A 15,114-nucleotide genomic window follows, 5' to 3' on the forward strand; every position below is an offset into this window, starting at 1 on the left:
AGGGATACCTCACACCGTGGTCGCCCCCGGTATCTCGATCTTTAAACGACCGATATTAACCATGCGGGTGACGTAGTTCTATTTATCTGGAGCGACAGGCTCCGTGTATCTCGATTCTTAAACGATCGGCGTTCACCAATAGGTGAAATAACGATAGAGGTGGTGGTTATGTTGCTGGCACAGATTTCCGATCTGCATTTTCGCAGTGAGGGACGCAAGCTCTATGAATTTATTGATATTAACGGGGAAAATGCCAAAGTCATTAATCAGCTCAACGCACTGAGCGAGCGGCCGGACGCGGTGGTAATTAGCGGCGATATCGTCAACTGCGGCAGTCCGCAGGAGTATCAGGTGGCACAACGTGTGTTACAGATGCTGGATTACCCGATGTACGTGATTCCGGGTAATCACGATGACAAACAGCATTTCCTCAACGCGATGCGCCCGCTTTGCCCGCAATTGGGCGATGATCCTGAGAACATCCGCTATGCCGTAGATGATTTCCCAATGCGCCTGCTGTTCATCGACACCAGTCTGGCCGGGCAGGCGAAAGGCTGGCTGACGCCGTCCACGCTGGGCTGGTTAGAGCAACAATTGCAGGATCATGCCACGCGTGAAACGGCGATCTTTATGCACCATCCACCGCTTCCTTTGGGATCGGCACACATGGATCGGATCGCCTGCGAAAACGGGAGCGAACTGCTGACGCTGATCGAACGTTTCCCACAGCTGACGCGGATCTTCTGCGGTCATACGCACCGTTTGATTATGACGCAGCATCGGCAGGCGATTATTGCCACCGTACCGGGTACTGTCCATCAGGTGCCGTATTTCTACTATGACGATACGTCGTACTACAACCTGGAGCCCGCCAGCGTGGTGATGCACCGCTATGTGCCGGTCACCGGACTGGTGAGTTACAGCCAGTCGATCGCGTCGTACCCTGGACCTTACCTCTACGATCCGCGTATCAGCTGTCCGGTGGATGCGTAATGGCCGTGATTCAACTACGGAATATCAGCAAACGCTTCGAGCACACGCAGGCGCTGGCATCCCTGTCGCTGGATATCGCTGACGGCGAGTTTCTGGTGCTGGTTGGGCCGTCTGGCTGTGGAAAAAGTACGCTGCTGCGTATGCTGGCTGGACTGGAAGACGTCAGCGATGGGCAAATCCTACTGGGTGATGATGACATCACGACGTGGAGCCCAAAGCAGCGTAATTTCTCAATGATCTTCCAGAACTACGCGTTGTTTCCGCACCTGACGGTCGAGCAGAACATCACTTTTGGGATGCGGATGCGCGGTGAGCCGAAAGCGGAGTATCCACAGCGCGTGCAGCGCGTTGCCAGCCTGCTTCAGCTTGAGCCGCTACTGAAACGCAAACCGGGAAAACTGTCCGGTGGTCAGCGACAGCGTGTGGCGATGGCGCGGGCGATCGTGCGCGATCCACATTTATTTCTGATGGATGAGCCGTTGTCGAATCTGGATGCTCGTCTGCGCAGCGATGTGCGGGACGGCATTATGGATCTGCACCGACAGTTGAAAACGACCACCGTTTACGTAACGCACGATCAGATTGAGGCGATGACGATGGCCGACAGGATCGCCGTGCTCGATCGCGGTGTGCTGCAACAGGTAGGTACGCCAGAGCAGCTGTATTCGCATCCGGCTAACGTCTTTGTTGCGGGCTTTATCGGTACGCCCGCGATGAATCTCGTGACGCTGCCCTGCACCGACGGTTGCGCGATGTTACAGGCATTGCCCGTGGCGCTGCCTGCCAGTGAAGAAACGCGTTCATTAACCAGCGTGCTGTTGGGGATTCGCCCTGAGCATATTACCGAACACGCCGCGTCAGACGGCGAATTGTCATTACCGGGAACGGTGAAGCAACGGGAGCTGTTTGGCGCGGAGTATCTGATACACGTGGATACGCCGTTGGGCAATATTCGCTACCGTCGGCCCAATCGCGATGGCGTGCCGGATCTCGGTGCATCCATTGTGCTTCATTTTTCACCGCAGGATTGTCATTGGTTTTCCGGGCAAACCGCCCGTAATTTATCCCAGGAGAAAAGAAATGCATAAGCCCCGTATTATGGCGCTGGCGATAGCCTTGCTGATGTCTGGCCCCGCGCTGGCGAAAGAGAGTATCGATTTCATGTTTCCTGCGCCGGTTGATGGCAAGCTGACGATGGAAATGACGCGCATCATCAAGGAGTACAACCAATCGCAGGATCAGGTTGAAGTGCGTGGGATCTTCACCGGCAATTACGACACAACCAAGGTGAAAGCGGAAGCTGCCGCTAAAGCGGGCGATCCGCCAGCGCTGGTGATTATGTCGGCGAATTTCACTGCCGATCTGGTCATCAAAGATGAAATCCTGCCGATGGACGAGTTATTCAAATACGGCAATGAAAAAGCCACGCCTTTCCTGACCAAAAACTTCTGGCCTGCGCTGCATCAGAATGCGCAGGTAATGGGCGTCACTTATGCGATCCCGTTCCATAACTCGACGCCGATCCTCTATTACAACGAAGACATGCTGAAGAAGGCCGGCTTTAACGAACCGCCGAAAAACTGGGATGAAGTGGTTGCCGTCGCGAAGAAACTGACTGACCCGGCGAAAGGGCAGTGGGGCATCATGATTCCGTCCACAAACGATGACTACGGCGGTTGGATGCTGTCTGCGCTGACGCGTGCCAACGGCGGAGCGTATTACAATGCCGACTATCCGGGCGAAGTGTATTACAACACGGCATCAACCAAAGGCGCGCTCCAGTTCTGGCGTGATTTAGTGTACCGCGACAAAGTGATGCCCGCCGGTGTACTAAATTCCAAACAGATCAGCGCCGCGTTTTTCTCCGGCAAGCTGGGCATGACGATGCTGAGCACCGGTGCGCTGGGCTTTATGCGGGAAAACACCAAAGATTTCCAGCTTGGCGTAGCGATGATGCCGGAAAAAGAGCGCCGCGGCGTCACTATCGGCGGGGCGAGTCTGGTGAGCTTTAAAGGGATTTCCGAAGCACAGAAGAAAGCGGCCTGGCAATTCATGAGCTATCTGGTCAGCCCAGAAGTCAGCGGCAACTGGAGCCGTTTTACTGGCTACTTCGCACCGCGCATAGCGGCCTACGATCTGCCGGAAATGAAGGATTATTTGGCGAAGGATCCGCGTGCGGCCATTGCGCTTTCACAACTGCAATATGCCCATCCGTGGTACGCCACCTATGAAACGGTCGCGGTGCGTAAAGCGATGGAAAATCAGCTGGCGGCGTTGCTAAACGATCCGGCGAAAAAGGTCGATGACGCTGCTGCCGCTGCGCAAAAAGAGGCGGATGGCATCATGAAGCCTTACGTGGATAAAACAGCGTTGCGAGACGTTAAATAAGGATATCCGCCCCGTTGATACTGGCGCAACGGGGCGGGAAAAGGTTAATTGCCAGCGGTGTCTACTACTGGTGAAAGTGCAATCAGAATGGCGGTTTCCGGCGTCAGAATGGGAAGGGCAAGTCCAGCCTGCATCAGCCAGTCGCCAGAAACCACGATCGGCTGACGTAACCAGGGCGGAAGCTCACGCATAGCGCCGCCGCCTTCGCGCACTGTTTTGATTTCCGGGCCATCCAACAGCGTGACTGCATAACGCGCGTCGGGCTGTAGGCCGGGGAAGCGCAGCGTACCTGCCAGCGAATACTCCGGCATACGCAACTGGGCTACCTGAAAAACCGCGTGCTGCCGATCGTGGCTGACCACGCCGGTGACCTGCGTGGTCTCGTCCGGCATGTCGACTCGCCAGGTGGTGCCACGGTGCAGCAGCGGGCGCAGCGTTTTATGCAACTGGATGTAGTGGCGATAGCCTTCCAGTTCGTCGTTATCGGCCTTCACGGGATCCAGCTCGATGCCCATATGGCCGAACAACGCGGTCAGCCCGCGAAAGGCGAGGGTATGCCGCCGATAGGTGGCGTGGCAGCGGGCATGTCCGATATGTTGTCCCATCACCTCCGGTGGGAAGAAGTAGCTCATACCGCGCTGGATCGTTTGGCGCTCCAGCGCGTCGTTGTTATCTGACACCCAGAAACGCTGGGTGCGCGCCAGCACGCCGTAGTCGATGCGACCGCCGCCGGAGGCGCAGGATTCAAATTCCACATGGGGAAAACGCTGGCGCAAGGTATCGAGCAGACGGTAGAACTGATGGGTTTGCGCATCGGCGGCCAGACGGCCTTCGTGGGCGGGTTGCACCAGCTCGCGGTTCATATCCCATTTCACATAATCGATTGGGTGCTCACCCAACAACCAGCTCAGTCGCTCCAGCAGGTAAGCGAAGGCGTCGGGCTGGTTTAAATTCAGCACGTACTGGTAGCGACCCGTTGGCTGCGCGTAGCCGGGCAATTGCAGCACCCAGTCGGGGTGGGCGCGAAATAGATCGGAATCGGGGTTAATCATCTCCGGTTCGACCCAGATGCCGAATTCCATTCCCAGCGCTTTGACATGCTCAATGACGGGCATCAGCCCGTTCGGGTATTTTTCCTCGTCCAGATACCAGTCGCCGAGCGCGGCTCGGTCATGATGACGACCACGGAACCAGCCGTCGTCGATAATGAAGCGCTCTACGCCGACGTCGGCGGCTTTGCTCGCCATTCGCATGATGTATTCTGGATCGTGATCGAAATAGATCCCTTCCCAGGTATTGAGGTGTACCGGACGCGGTTTGTCGCCGCAGAATTGAATCAGGGATTGGCGCAAGAACGTGTGATAACGCTGGCTCATGCCGTTCAAACCCGCATCGGAGAAGGCGGCGTAGACCCACGGCGTGGTGAGGGATTCTGACTGCGCCAGCGTGATTTCGCCCGGCAGATACAGGGCTTCCGCCTGCACGACGCGGCGTCCGTCCGTTTTGATATCGGCACGCAGGCGGTGGTTGCCGCTCCAGCCTAAATGCACGCCCCAGACGGTGCCATGCTGCTCGTTGAATGCGGATTCGCCAAGGATAAAAGCGGGAAAATACTCGTGTGAGCTTCTTCCGCGACGGCTTTCCTGAATAAAACCGCCGTGCTGCAATGTGAGGCGGTGAGTCTGAAACTCACGCAGCCAGCGGCCGTGAAACGCCATGACATCGCTTGCCCGTTCCGGAATGGGCAGCGTGACGGCGAGGCGCTGTACTTGCCAGACGTTATCGTGCAGGTTCTGCAACGTGTGGCGCAGTTGAAGGACATCGGTCTGCGGATCCAGACGCAGCTCGCTGGTCAGGCGCAGCCCAGCCTGCGCATCCTCCGCCGTGATGATGAGCGTATTGTCCTGAACGTCTGCCAGCGTTGTCGTGAAGATCGGCGCGGCGTCATAGCCCGAGCGATGCCCCTCAATACCCGGTGAACCGAACTGACCACGTCCGTATTCCATCGCCAGCGTCAGAGGAAGATCCACATCCAGACGACCGTTAGCGATGGGGCGTTGCAGAGAAACGATATCCTCTGGAGAGAAGCCGCGCAGCCGTGGCCCCCAGTAGAGAATTTCCGCCGCCGGAGCATAGCGAACGATGACATCGCACTGCGCGCTGGTTAATTGAACAATATCACGCACCATAATGAAGGCTCCCAATTACGACCTGATTAGTGCCTGTAAGTGAAATCTTAAACGTTTAAGTCATCAACTTAAACGTTTAAGAAATGTGATTTTGTTAAAATAATCGTTACGAAAGAGAGAACTGCTGCGATGAAGATGTGTGCGATGAAGATGTGAAAGATGTCTTGCTGGCGGCGGGTGCCAACCAACCCACCGATAGCACGGTGAAAGGCGACAGAGGGGGGAATAGATTAAGCGGGAAAGCTTGTCTTACCCAGACGTAACGTCGGCTGCCATAACACCTGCAAATTTTCTACGGCTTCGCCTGCGATAAGCGCCTGCGTCATGCTGGCAATCTGTTCACCAACCTGCTCGCGCGTGGCCTGCTGTATGGCGGTCACGTTGAGGTCGGTCAGGCTGTCCTGCGGCAGGCCATCGTACATCACGAGAGCGATGGGGTGAGAACCGGAAAGACGACCTGCCTGCTGCAATGCGGCGACAGCACCGTCACCGTGGACGTTGCCATCGATCACCAGCGCGGTGGGCGGTTCAGGCAGAGCCAGAAGGTCGATCATGGCCTGATATCCCGCGCGGCGCGTGGGGCTGACACAACGCAGATAGGTTTCGTGAAACGGCAGGCCGTGGTGTTGAAGAGCATCGCGATAGCCCTGACGACGCTGTATGATGAATGCCTGCGGATGATCTTCACTTAGCATAGCGATACGGCGATGTCCGAGCGCGATCAGGTGTTCGGTCGCCAGCGCCATGCCCGCGCGGTTGTCAAAGTCGAACCAGGCGTAAGGGTGGGGGAGCTGGCTGCGCCCCAGCGCCAGAAAAGGCGCGTTGTGGCGTTGCAGTAACGCCAGCCGCGCGTCCTGTTCACACGTATGCGCCACAATCAGCGCATCAATACGGTGGTTGGCGATCAGCCGGGCGGCGCCCTGGCAGGCGTCTTGCTCATCTGCCAGCAGGAGAAAATCGACCTCGTGCCGTGCCAGTTTGTGGCTGATCGCGCCAATCATCTCAAAAAAGATATCGTTACTCAGGGAAGCCGCGTAGGGATAGACCAGTCCGACGGCGTTGCTTTTACCCATTTTCAGGCGACGCGCGTGGGTATTGGGACGATAGCCGATGCGCTCTGCTTCTTCCTGAATACGCTGGCGCGTGGCGTCGGAGATATCCCGATGACCGTTCAGCGCACGGCTCACCGCTGCCACGGACAAGCCCAGATTATTCGCGATTGTTTTTAACGACATCACCTTCTCCTGACGTGCATGCTCAGCGACGGGGTGGCTAGCGGGAACACCAAATTATAGCAACCACCCTTTGGCTTTGGCGTCTTCCAGATGCAGCTTCAGGTAGTGCCACAGCTCTGGGTTGATCGCGGCGATGAATTCGGCGCGCTCAAGAACTTGTTCCAGGCGGATGCCGTTTTCTACCCAGCTTTGCCCGCCGTTGTACAGATTCATCAGCATCGGCATAACGCGATCGAGCATCATGGCGAACTGGGCGCTAGGGGTTTCATTGGCTTCATACTCTTCCCACAAATCATGGAATCGTTGACGCTGCGGCTCCGGCAGTAGGCCAAAGATGCGGGCGGCGGCGGCGACTTCCTGATCGTGAATCGCCAGGCGTGCGGAAAGATCGTAAACGATCACATCACCCGCATCGATTTCGACGATGTCGTGAATCAACGCCATTTGGATCACGCGTTGGATGTCTACGTCTTCACCTGCATAAGGCGCCAGCGCCATCGCGGCGACGGCAAAATGCCAGCTGTGCTCGGCAGAATCTTCGTGACGTTCGCTGCCGATAATCTTGGTGCGGCGCTGCACGTTTTTTAATTTATCGATTTCTATCAGAAAGACGAAAACGTCGGTCATGGAGCCGAAATTCAGCGTGGATAGGGAAGATGACATGAAACGCTTACCTCTTGCAGTGAAAACGATATGTAGTGAAAACCAAAACGATATGTGGTGAAAACGACAAGAAGGTGCTGTGAGTGTCAGAACCGGATGACCGTGAATGCGAATAACCGGTAAAAACGGTAGAGCCCTTCAAAAAACAGGGAGATATCGAGGCCGATCATTGTAGGGGATGTTGCCCGAGATTGACATGCATGATTACACGTTAAGTCAGAAAGAAAGTGGGGCGATAATTATTTTAGCTTACACGTGTACACTGAAACTATTCTCAGTTACTCTGCTCAAAGGTTAAACACCTACGCCTGCGTCCCCGGCATGAAATCGTGGGGGGTAAAGCGGATAACGTCAGCGCATGGCGTTGTGAAGTGTGTGATGTTGTGAAATATGTACTGTTGCCGAATACAGCGGAATCTATTGATGTCAAAAAATGCACAGATGCCGGATTACTCTCTGGCAGAGGAAATTGCGAATAGCATAAGCCACGGAATCGGTGTGATTTTCGGGATTGTCGGTCTGATTTTATTGCTGGTTCAGGCGGTCAACAATGATGCCAGCAGCGTGGCAATTACCAGCTACAGCCTCTATGGTGGCAGCATTATCCTGCTGTTTTTGGCGTCGACGCTGTATCACGCAATTCCGTCTCAGCGTATTAAGCCGTGGCTGAAAAAGTTTGACCACTGTGCCATCTACCTGTTGATTGCCGGAACCTATACGCCATTTTTGTTGGTGGGGCTGGATTCACCGCTGGCACATGGTCTGATGGTCGTTATCTGGGGAATGGCGCTGCTGGGCGTGATTTTCAAACTGGCGTTTGCCCACCGTTTCGAAGTGCTGTCGTTGATTACCTATCTGGTGATGGGCTGGCTGTCGCTGGTGGTGATTTATCAGATGGTGATGAAGCTGGCGGCAGGGAGTGTAACGCTGCTGGCGGTCGGCGGCGTGGTGTACACGCTGGGGGTGATTTTCTACGCCTGCAAGCGTATTCCCTATAATCACGCGATTTGGCACGGGTTCGTGTTGGGCGGCAGCGTCTGCCACTTTCTGGCGATTTATCTTTATATTTAAGTCTACATAAAGCGCATGAACCAACCTGGCTCATGCGCAGTACCGCTCGTCGGATTAATCCGTTATTTCATACGGCAGCGGCTGAATCGTGAGCTGGCTGTCGGCATCTTCGCGTACGCGCAGAACATTCTCTGCGGTGAGATCGTTATTCAACACGGCTTGTACCCACACCTCACCGTTCTGCAATTGGCTGGCTGCCAACACCGTACCGGTACGGCGCCAGTTCTCGCCAAGCTGCAATTCGAGATCGTCCCCTGCTTGCGGCACCTGTTTGGCTTTACCTGCCAGCCAGTAAAGCGCACGCTTGTTCGCCCCACGGTATTTTGCACGGGCGACCATTTCCTGACCGGTATAGCACCCTTTGCTGAAGCTAATCCCATTTAATGCCTGTAAATTAGTCGCTTGCGGGATGAACTGCGCACTGTTTGCGCTGTCAATGATGGGCTGACCTGCTTCGATATCCAGCGTCAGCCACTGGCGGCTGTCATTCAGACTGACGTTATCGCCGAGCTGCTCAAGCAGCGATGCGCTTTGCTCAGGAGACAGCACCAGCAGGAAACGTTCTGCGGGATGGGCAAAATGCAGTAAGGTTGCCCCGTCGTGCTGCACGACAGGGTGCTCGGCGTCTGGCAATGAGTTAAAGGCAGGGGCCAGCAGCTCGCGGATGCCTGTACCTGCTGCGCCCAGCAGTACGATATTGTCGTCTGGTGCAATCGTTGTTTTCGAGAAAACGGCGTATTTTTTCAGCTCGCTAAGCTGGGCGTCGCGTAGGTTACGACGCTCAATGAAAGCAAAGCCTTCGCCGTGATGGAACAGGCGCAGATTGCTCCACATTTTCCCTTTCGCATCGCAGTGCGCGCAAAGGACATGCCGATCGTCAGCAAGCGCGCTGACATCAGCGGTGACCTGCCCCTGAAGGTATTTGACGGTATCCGGCCCAACCAGCGTGGCCAGTGCCCAGTCATCCAGCGAGATGAGTGTGGCGGCCAGTTGGGTGGAAGCCAATGGAGGTTGTGAGGCAAAAGGAAGTTGATGAGCCGTATGTTGGTTAACCATATAGTACAATCCTGCGCTAAGGGCGATACACGAATGGCTTAATGGTAAAAGAGCGCTCAGGGTTTGCAAGGGGTTATTCACGCAGCGTTCTTGCATAGCACATCCTGATACCGATCGGCGTTCTCGGCGCGGCGCACATCGGTAAACTATGTCAAAATGTTACTATTAGTTGATACCCGCTACCGGAATCGGAGTACACTAGCGGCACGTTGCGATAACAAGGTGGACATGAAACATGGAAATCGATAATAAATCACGCATTCATTGGGCATGCCGCCGTGGTATGCGCGAACTGGATATCGCGATCATGCCGTTTTTTGAGCATGACTATGACACACTCAGTGACAGCGATAAGCGCACGTTTGTACGCCTGTTACAAAGCGACGATCCCGATTTATTCAACTGGCTGATGAACCACGGCGAGCCGAAAGACGGAGAGCTGAAACGCATGATTTCTCTTATTCAGACGCGAAATAAAGATCGTGGCCCAGTGGCAATGTGATCTTCGCGTTTCCTGGCGCATGCAACTGTTGTCATTGGTTGTACATGGCCTCTTGGTATTGCTCATTCTTCTGGCGCCGTGGCCGGACGGCTATGCATGGCTGTGGCTGTGCCTGGTCACGATGGTGATGTTCGGTTTTATCCGTAGCCAAAGGAATATTAAATCCCGACAGGGGGAAATCGTTCTGCTTAGCGAAACGACCCTGAACTGGCGGCAGCAGGAATGGCAGATCGTTAAACGACCGTGGTTGCTGAAAAATGGCGTGTTGCTGTCATTGCAGGCCGTTAACGGTAAAGACAGACAACAGCTTTGGCTGGCATCGGACAGCATGGGCGATGACGAGTGGCGTCACCTGCGTCAGCTTCTTTTGCAGCAGAAAAACTGGGCGAGATAGCGGTGCGTTGGAAAGGTTCTTATTCGGTCACTGTGTGACCGTGCTTTAAAATTGATTGGATATACTGATGACTAAGCCCGCAGTGCAAAAAAATGGTCTGCATCCTCGTAATCGCCATCGCGATCGTTATGATTTTCCCGCGCTCAAACAGAGCTACCCTGCGCTGACGCCGTTTGTCACGGTAAATGCCTATGGTGATGAGTCCGTCGACTTCGCCAATCCCGAGGCGGTGAAAGCGCTGAATCAGGCGTTGTTGCAACACTTTTATCAGATTGAACACTGGACGATTCCAGACGGTTTTCTGTGCCCGCCGATTCCCGGCCGTGCCGATTACATTCACCATCTGGCTGACTTGCTGGCGGAAGATAACCGCTCGGTGGTACCACGCGAGGCTTCCGTGCTGGATATCGGCTGCGGCGCTAACTGCATTTATCCGCTGATTGGGCATCGAGAATACGGCTGGCGTTTTACCGGCAGCGAAATTAATCCACTTGCAATGAAAGCGGCTAATCAGACGATTGAGGCGAATCCCGGTTTGAATCGGTCGATTCGCCTGCGTCGTCAGAAAAGCAGCAAAGCGATACTGGCAGGGATTATTCACAAGAACGACACATTTGATGCGGTCATGTGTAATCCGCCGTTCCATGCGTCCGCGGAAGATGCGCGTCAGGGAACGCAGCGCAAACTGCATAATCTGGGGCTGGATAAGCGCTCACCGCTAAATTTCGGCGGACAGCAGGATGAGCTGTGGTGTGAAGGCGGCGAGTCGGCGTTTATTGGTCAGATGATCAAGGAGAGCGCCAGTTTTGCCCGTCAGTGCCTGTGGTTTACGTCGCTGGTATCGCGCAAAGAGAACCTGCCGGAGATTTATCGCGCGCTGGAAGCGGTTGATGCGGAAAAGGTCAGAACCATCGATATGGCGCAAGGCCAGAAGCAAAGCCGCTTTGTCGCGTGGAGTTTCCTTGATACTGCCGCGCGTACCCGTTGGTTACAAAAGCGCTAAGCGACTTCCACCTCTACGGATATCAATATTCGCGGATGCCGGTCACAACGGTATCCGCGAACGTTTTACTCAACGGTAACCGTATCCGGTTCCTGTTTGACCACCTTCAACGACGTACCCTGAATCGCCATAAACACCGCAGCCCGTCGCGTGCGCAATTCGCTGTGCGGTTTCATCAAACCTTGAGAAATCGATAGCGTAGTATTGCGGCACATCGCATTTCCCGCCCAGATTTCTGGCGTATTCCTGCGTGCCTGTTTGAGCACAACCGGCAAGCAACAACCCTGCGACCGCAATGAGTAACATTTTCATCGTGCTTACCTCTGTTGAGTCGTACCGTTTACAGTAATGACGCCATTTCTTGCAGGATCTGTTCGCACCACTGTTCCAGCCGTTCATCGCTGAGATCGTATTGGTTCACTTCGTCCAGCGCCAGCCCGACAAAGTGTTTGCCGTCAGCAGCCAGCGGTTTTGGACTGATGAAATCATAGCCTTCTGTCGGCCAGTACCCAATAAATGTGACACCCAGCGGCAGCAGTTGGTCATGCAGCATGCCCAGCGCATCCAGGAACCATTCGCTATAGCCAAGCTGGTCGCCCATACCGTAGAGCGCCACGACTTTTCCTTTGAGGTTTAGCGTCGCTAATTGACCCCAGATGTTCTCCCAGTCTTCCTGAATCTCTCCGAAATCCCAGGTTGGGATGCCGAGAATCAGCGTACTGTAGTCTTCAATACGTTGAGGTTCGACATCTTTAATGTTGTGCAGATCCACCAGTTCTTCGCCCAAAATGTCGCGAATTTTTTCCGCCGCCATTTCGGTGTAGCAGGTGCTTGAGCCGTAAAACAGACCGATTTTCATAGTGAGTGCTTATAAATAATTTTTATCAGTAAGGGCAAGTTCGCCTCAGACCGCAGAGATAACATGGCGGGCGAATGATGCCGCAGGATGTCGGTATTCTAAAAGGAGAACAGCAGTAAAGAAAGGTGCGGTGAGGGCCGCGGCCCTCACTGAAGGGGAAATTTATCCCAGAGACTGGTGACGTGTTTCTCTGGTCGCCAGCAGCGCAATCAGCGTCAGTGACGCCATGGCTGCCAGATAAACGCCGACGTAGAACAGGCCGTAGTTAGCCGTCAGCCACGCTGCGATATACGGTGCGACCGATGCACCCAGAATTGACGAAACGTTATAGGAGAATGACGCGCCGGTGTAGCGTACTTCCGTCGGGAACAACTCTGGCAGCAGGGCGCCCATTGGGCCGAATGTCAGCCCCATGATGCTCAGACCCAGCACCAGGAAGCCCATCACCAGCGCCTGATTGCCTGAACCAAGCATATAAGGGAACAACATGGCGAAGACGATCATGAGGCAGGTAATCGTAATCATGGTCTTGCGGCGGCCAAAAGCATCCGCCAGATAGCCTGCGACCGGCACCATCAGACCAAAGCCAATCACCGCGATCATCAGCATCAACAGGAAGCTGTTACGCGAGAAGCCAAGCCCCTTAGGTTCTGGCGTTGTTCCGTACGTCATGGAATAAACGGTCATGATGTAGAACAGCGTGTAGGTCGCCAGCATGATGAAGGTGCCGAGGATCGTGACTTTCATATGTTTGCTAAGCAGCGTGCCCAGCGGCATACGCACCTGTTTGCCGGCTTTGACCGCTTTGGTAAAGACTGGGGCTTCATGCAGAGAGATACGAACATACAGGCCAACCAGCACCAGTGCGGCGGACGCGACGAACGGCACGCGCCAGCCCCAACTCATGAACTGCTCTTCCGTCAGCAGCCAGGACAACAGCAGGAAGGTGCCGTTTGCGAAGAAGAAGCCAATCGGTGCGCCAAGTTGGGGGAACGACCCATACAGCGCACGTTTATGGGACGGGGCATTCTCGGTCGCCAGCAGCGCCGCGCCGCCCCACTCACCGCCCAGACCCAGCCCCTGACCGAAGCGCGCCAGTGCCAGCAGAATCGGTGCAAAAATCCCAATGGTTTCGTAGGTCGGTAACAGCCCGATCAGAACGGTTGAAATCCCCATGGTCAGCAGCGAAGCGACCAGCGTAACTTTACGTCCGACGCGGTCGCCGAAGTGACCGAATACTGCCGAACCGATAGGGCGGGCAACAAAGGCAATCGCAAAGGTCGCTAGCGACTGTAGCGTCGCGGCCGTCGGGTCGCCCTGTGGGAAGAAAATGTGCGGGAAAACCAGCACCGCGGCAGTGGCATAGATATAAAAATCGAAAAATTCGATAGCGGTGCCAATGAGTGACGCAACAATCACTTTGTTGCGTGAGTTTACGGGTGGTGCTTCCGCTTCGGCATCGAGAGTGGGAGTGACGGTGGCTTGCATAATGTTTCTTTATTTTAACAACACGAACAGCCATTCTACGCACAGAAAAATCGGCTTTTCAACGTTGATTGAGTAAGGTCAATGCCAGTCGGCACGCGGCTTCAAGGAGCCTGTTCCGATATATTATCGATACATAAAATATAATGTGCCACAGCCTTATTTTTGCCGGAGAATGTTATGGCGATGTTGAGGTTCACGGAATATGTGATATCGCACACAATTCTGTTTGCGTGAGAATACGGTCTTGATGAGGATGTAAAGTCGTCGCTTCATCGGCATACTATTGCCAATCAATAAAGGGGTGCCAATCAGTAAAGAGGGACACGGCGATGCAAGAACACGATCAGGCACTTATCGAGCAGTTTCTCGATGCGCTGTGGCTGGAAAGAAATCTGGCCGAGAATACGCTAGCGTCTTATCGGTTGGATTTGCGAACGCTCGCGGAATGGCTTGCACACCATGATAACGCTTTATTGCAGGCGCAGGCGCTCGATCTTCAGGCGTTTCTCGCCGATAGGGTTGATGGCGGTTACAAAGCGACCAGCTCGGCCCGTTTGTTGAGCGCAATGCGTCGCTTCTTCCAGTACCTTTATCGGGAAAAGCGGCGCAGCGATGACCCTAGCGCGGTGTTATCGTCCCCGAAACTGCCGCAGCGTTTACCCAAGGATTTGAGCGAGGCGCAGGTGGATGCGTTGCTCAACGCGCCAAGCATTGAACAACCGCTGGAATTACGCGATAAGGCCATGCTTGAGGTATTGTATGCGACGGGGCTGCGTGTTTCCGAACTGGTCGGTTTGACGATAAGCGATGTCAGCCTGCGGCAGGGCGTGGTGCGCGTGCTGGGGAAAGGGAATAAAGAACGGCTGGTGCCGCTCGGTGAAGAAGCGGTGTACTGGATCGAGTATTATCTGGAACATGGTCGCCCGTGGCTGCTGAATGGGCAAACGCTGGATGTGCTGTTTCCCAGCAGTCGCGCACGGCAAATGACGCGCCAGACGTTCTGGCATCGCATCAAGCATTATGCGGTACTGGCGTCCATCGACAGCGAAAAGCTCTCGCCGCACGTCTTGCGCCACGCGTTTGCGACCCATTTATTGAACCACGGCGCGGATTTACGGGTCGTACAGATGCTCTTGGGGCACAGCGATCTTTCCACGACGCAGATTTACACCCATGTGGCGACGGAGCGGCTGAAGCAGCTTCACCAGCAGCACCATCCGCGCGCCTAGGGGATAGCGTAACCAATCGAATCATTATACAGAGTAACAGGATG

General features: G+C 54.8%; 15 protein-coding genes. 8 read left to right on the forward strand and 7 right to left on the reverse strand.

Annotated features, from left to right (window positions below; genetic code table 11):
• Positions 1 to 168: 168 nt before the first annotated feature.
• Genes LCF41_RS03565 through LCF41_RS03575 form a run of 3 tightly spaced genes read left to right on the forward strand, consistent with a single transcriptional unit; the run spans position 169 to position 3,381 of the window.
• Positions 169 to 993, forward strand: coding sequence for a phosphodiesterase (locus LCF41_RS03565; protein ID WP_225086916.1), 825 nt, complete (start codon positions 169 to 171; stop codon positions 991 to 993).
• Complete coding sequence (locus tag LCF41_RS03570; RefSeq protein ID WP_225086917.1) at positions 993 to 2,081, forward strand: ABC transporter ATP-binding protein; 1,089 nt, start codon at positions 993 to 995, stop codon at positions 2,079 to 2,081. Before LCF41_RS03565 ends, LCF41_RS03570 begins: the two co-directional genes overlap by 1 nt.
• Positions 2,074 to 3,381 carry an ABC transporter substrate-binding protein gene (locus LCF41_RS03575; RefSeq protein WP_225086918.1) on the forward strand — a complete coding sequence of 436 codons (1,308 nt, stop codon included), beginning with the start codon at positions 2,074 to 2,076 and terminating at the stop codon, positions 3,379 to 3,381. Before LCF41_RS03570 ends, LCF41_RS03575 begins: the two co-directional genes overlap by 8 nt.
• A gap of 44 nt (positions 3,382 to 3,425) precedes the next feature.
• Here the strand turns inward: LCF41_RS03575 and LCF41_RS03580 are convergent, their stop codons facing one another.
• From LCF41_RS03580 to LCF41_RS03590, 3 genes are all read right to left on the reverse strand, one after another.
• On the reverse strand, positions 3,426 to 5,570 hold the full coding sequence (locus LCF41_RS03580; RefSeq protein WP_225086919.1) for an alpha-galactosidase: 2,145 nt from the start codon (positions 5,568 to 5,570) through the stop codon (positions 3,426 to 3,428).
• 230 nt (positions 5,571 to 5,800) lie between these two features.
• Positions 5,801 to 6,805, reverse strand: a complete 1,005-nt coding sequence (locus LCF41_RS03585) for a LacI family DNA-binding transcriptional regulator (protein WP_225086920.1) — start codon at positions 6,803 to 6,805, stop codon at positions 5,801 to 5,803.
• Positions 6,806 to 6,859: 54 nt separating this feature from the next.
• Positions 6,860 to 7,468, reverse strand: coding sequence for an HD domain-containing protein (locus LCF41_RS03590; RefSeq protein ID WP_225086921.1), 609 nt, complete (start codon positions 7,466 to 7,468; stop codon positions 6,860 to 6,862).
• Positions 7,469 to 7,891: 423 nt separating this feature from the next.
• On the opposite strand from LCF41_RS03590, the gene trhA reads away from it, so the two are divergent.
• On the forward strand, positions 7,892 to 8,539 hold the full coding sequence (gene trhA / locus LCF41_RS03595; protein WP_225086922.1) for a PAQR family membrane homeostasis protein TrhA: 648 nt from the start codon (positions 7,892 to 7,894) through the stop codon (positions 8,537 to 8,539).
• A gap of 54 nt (positions 8,540 to 8,593) precedes the next feature.
• On the opposite strand, the gene ygfZ is transcribed toward trhA, so the two are convergent.
• Positions 8,594 to 9,595 (reverse strand): tRNA-modifying protein YgfZ, encoded by a 1,002-nt coding sequence (ygfZ, locus tag LCF41_RS03600; protein ID WP_225086923.1) that lies wholly within the window; start codon positions 9,593 to 9,595, stop codon positions 8,594 to 8,596.
• Positions 9,596 to 9,830: 235 nt separating this feature from the next.
• Between ygfZ and sdhE the strand changes: the two genes are divergently transcribed.
• From sdhE to rlmF, 3 genes are all read left to right on the forward strand, one after another.
• The gene (gene sdhE / locus LCF41_RS03605; RefSeq protein WP_012773340.1) at positions 9,831 to 10,097 is read left to right on the forward strand and encodes an FAD assembly factor SdhE; all 267 of its coding nucleotides are present in this window, start codon (positions 9,831 to 9,833) and stop codon (positions 10,095 to 10,097) included.
• A gap of 19 nt (positions 10,098 to 10,116) precedes the next feature.
• Positions 10,117 to 10,491 carry a protein YgfX gene (locus tag LCF41_RS03610; protein WP_250160548.1) on the forward strand — a complete coding sequence of 125 codons (375 nt, stop codon included), beginning with the start codon at positions 10,117 to 10,119 and terminating at the stop codon, positions 10,489 to 10,491.
• Between the two features lie 67 nt (positions 10,492 to 10,558).
• Positions 10,559 to 11,494, forward strand: coding sequence for a 23S rRNA (adenine(1618)-N(6))-methyltransferase RlmF (gene rlmF / locus LCF41_RS03615; protein ID WP_225086925.1), 936 nt, complete (start codon positions 10,559 to 10,561; stop codon positions 11,492 to 11,494).
• A gap of 69 nt (positions 11,495 to 11,563) precedes the next feature.
• On the opposite strand, the gene LCF41_RS03620 is transcribed toward rlmF, so the two are convergent.
• The 3 genes from LCF41_RS03620 to LCF41_RS03630 all read right to left on the reverse strand — a co-directional run bounded on the left by LCF41_RS03620 (position 11,564) and on the right by LCF41_RS03630 (position 13,841).
• Positions 11,564 to 11,806 carry a hypothetical protein gene (locus LCF41_RS03620; RefSeq protein WP_225086926.1) on the reverse strand — a complete coding sequence of 81 codons (243 nt, stop codon included), beginning with the start codon at positions 11,804 to 11,806 and terminating at the stop codon, positions 11,564 to 11,566.
• Between the two features lie 28 nt (positions 11,807 to 11,834).
• Positions 11,835 to 12,353: a flavodoxin FldB gene (gene fldB / locus LCF41_RS03625; RefSeq protein WP_225086927.1), complete on the reverse strand. Its 519-nt coding sequence runs from the start codon at positions 12,351 to 12,353 to the stop codon at positions 11,835 to 11,837.
• Positions 12,354 to 12,515: 162 nt separating this feature from the next.
• Positions 12,516 to 13,841 carry an MFS transporter gene (locus tag LCF41_RS03630; protein ID WP_225086928.1) on the reverse strand — a complete coding sequence of 442 codons (1,326 nt, stop codon included), beginning with the start codon at positions 13,839 to 13,841 and terminating at the stop codon, positions 12,516 to 12,518.
• 329 nt (positions 13,842 to 14,170) lie between these two features.
• Between LCF41_RS03630 and xerD the strand changes: the two genes are divergently transcribed.
• A complete protein-coding gene (gene xerD / locus LCF41_RS03635) occupies positions 14,171 to 15,070 on the forward strand; it encodes a site-specific tyrosine recombinase XerD (protein WP_225086929.1) in 900 nt (299 codons plus the stop codon).
• Positions 15,071 to 15,114: the final 44 nt, after the last annotated feature.

The organism is Pectobacterium colocasium (genome assembly GCF_020181655.1).
Taxonomy (GTDB): domain Bacteria; phylum Pseudomonadota; class Gammaproteobacteria; order Enterobacterales; family Enterobacteriaceae; genus Pectobacterium; species Pectobacterium colocasium.

Excerpts from the sequence above, each read along its gene's own strand:
- trhA (WP_225086922.1), top strand. The coding sequence starts at position 7,892 with ATGTCAAAAAATGCACAGATGCCGGATTACTCTCTGGCAGAGGAAATT.
- LCF41_RS03570 (WP_225086917.1), top strand. The coding sequence starts at position 993 with ATGGCCGTGATTCAACTACGGAATATCAGCAAACGCTTCGAGCACACG.
- LCF41_RS03565 (WP_225086916.1), top strand. The coding sequence starts at position 169 with ATGTTGCTGGCACAGATTTCCGATCTGCATTTTCGCAGTGAGGGACGC.
- LCF41_RS03575 (WP_225086918.1), top strand. The coding sequence starts at position 2,074 with ATGCATAAGCCCCGTATTATGGCGCTGGCGATAGCCTTGCTGATGTCT.
- LCF41_RS03585 (WP_225086920.1), bottom strand. The coding sequence starts at position 6,805 with ATGTCGTTAAAAACAATCGCGAATAATCTGGGCTTGTCCGTGGCAGCG.
- LCF41_RS03580 (WP_225086919.1), bottom strand. The coding sequence starts at position 5,570 with ATGGTGCGTGATATTGTTCAATTAACCAGCGCGCAGTGCGATGTCATC.
- LCF41_RS03620 (WP_225086926.1), bottom strand. The coding sequence starts at position 11,806 with ATGAAAATGTTACTCATTGCGGTCGCAGGGTTGTTGCTTGCCGGTTGT.
- LCF41_RS03610 (WP_250160548.1), top strand. The coding sequence starts at position 10,117 with ATGCAACTGTTGTCATTGGTTGTACATGGCCTCTTGGTATTGCTCATT.
- LCF41_RS03630 (WP_225086928.1), bottom strand. The coding sequence starts at position 13,841 with ATGCAAGCCACCGTCACTCCCACTCTCGATGCCGAAGCGGAAGCACCA.
- fldB (WP_225086927.1), bottom strand. The coding sequence starts at position 12,353 with ATGAAAATCGGTCTGTTTTACGGCTCAAGCACCTGCTACACCGAAATG.
- xerD (WP_225086929.1), top strand. The coding sequence starts at position 14,171 with ATGCAAGAACACGATCAGGCACTTATCGAGCAGTTTCTCGATGCGCTG.
- sdhE (WP_012773340.1), top strand. The coding sequence starts at position 9,831 with ATGGAAATCGATAATAAATCACGCATTCATTGGGCATGCCGCCGTGGT.
- rlmF (WP_225086925.1), top strand. The coding sequence starts at position 10,559 with ATGACTAAGCCCGCAGTGCAAAAAAATGGTCTGCATCCTCGTAATCGC.
- ygfZ (WP_225086923.1), bottom strand. The coding sequence starts at position 9,595 with ATGGTTAACCAACATACGGCTCATCAACTTCCTTTTGCCTCACAACCT.
- LCF41_RS03590 (WP_225086921.1), bottom strand. The coding sequence starts at position 7,468 with ATGTCATCTTCCCTATCCACGCTGAATTTCGGCTCCATGACCGACGTT.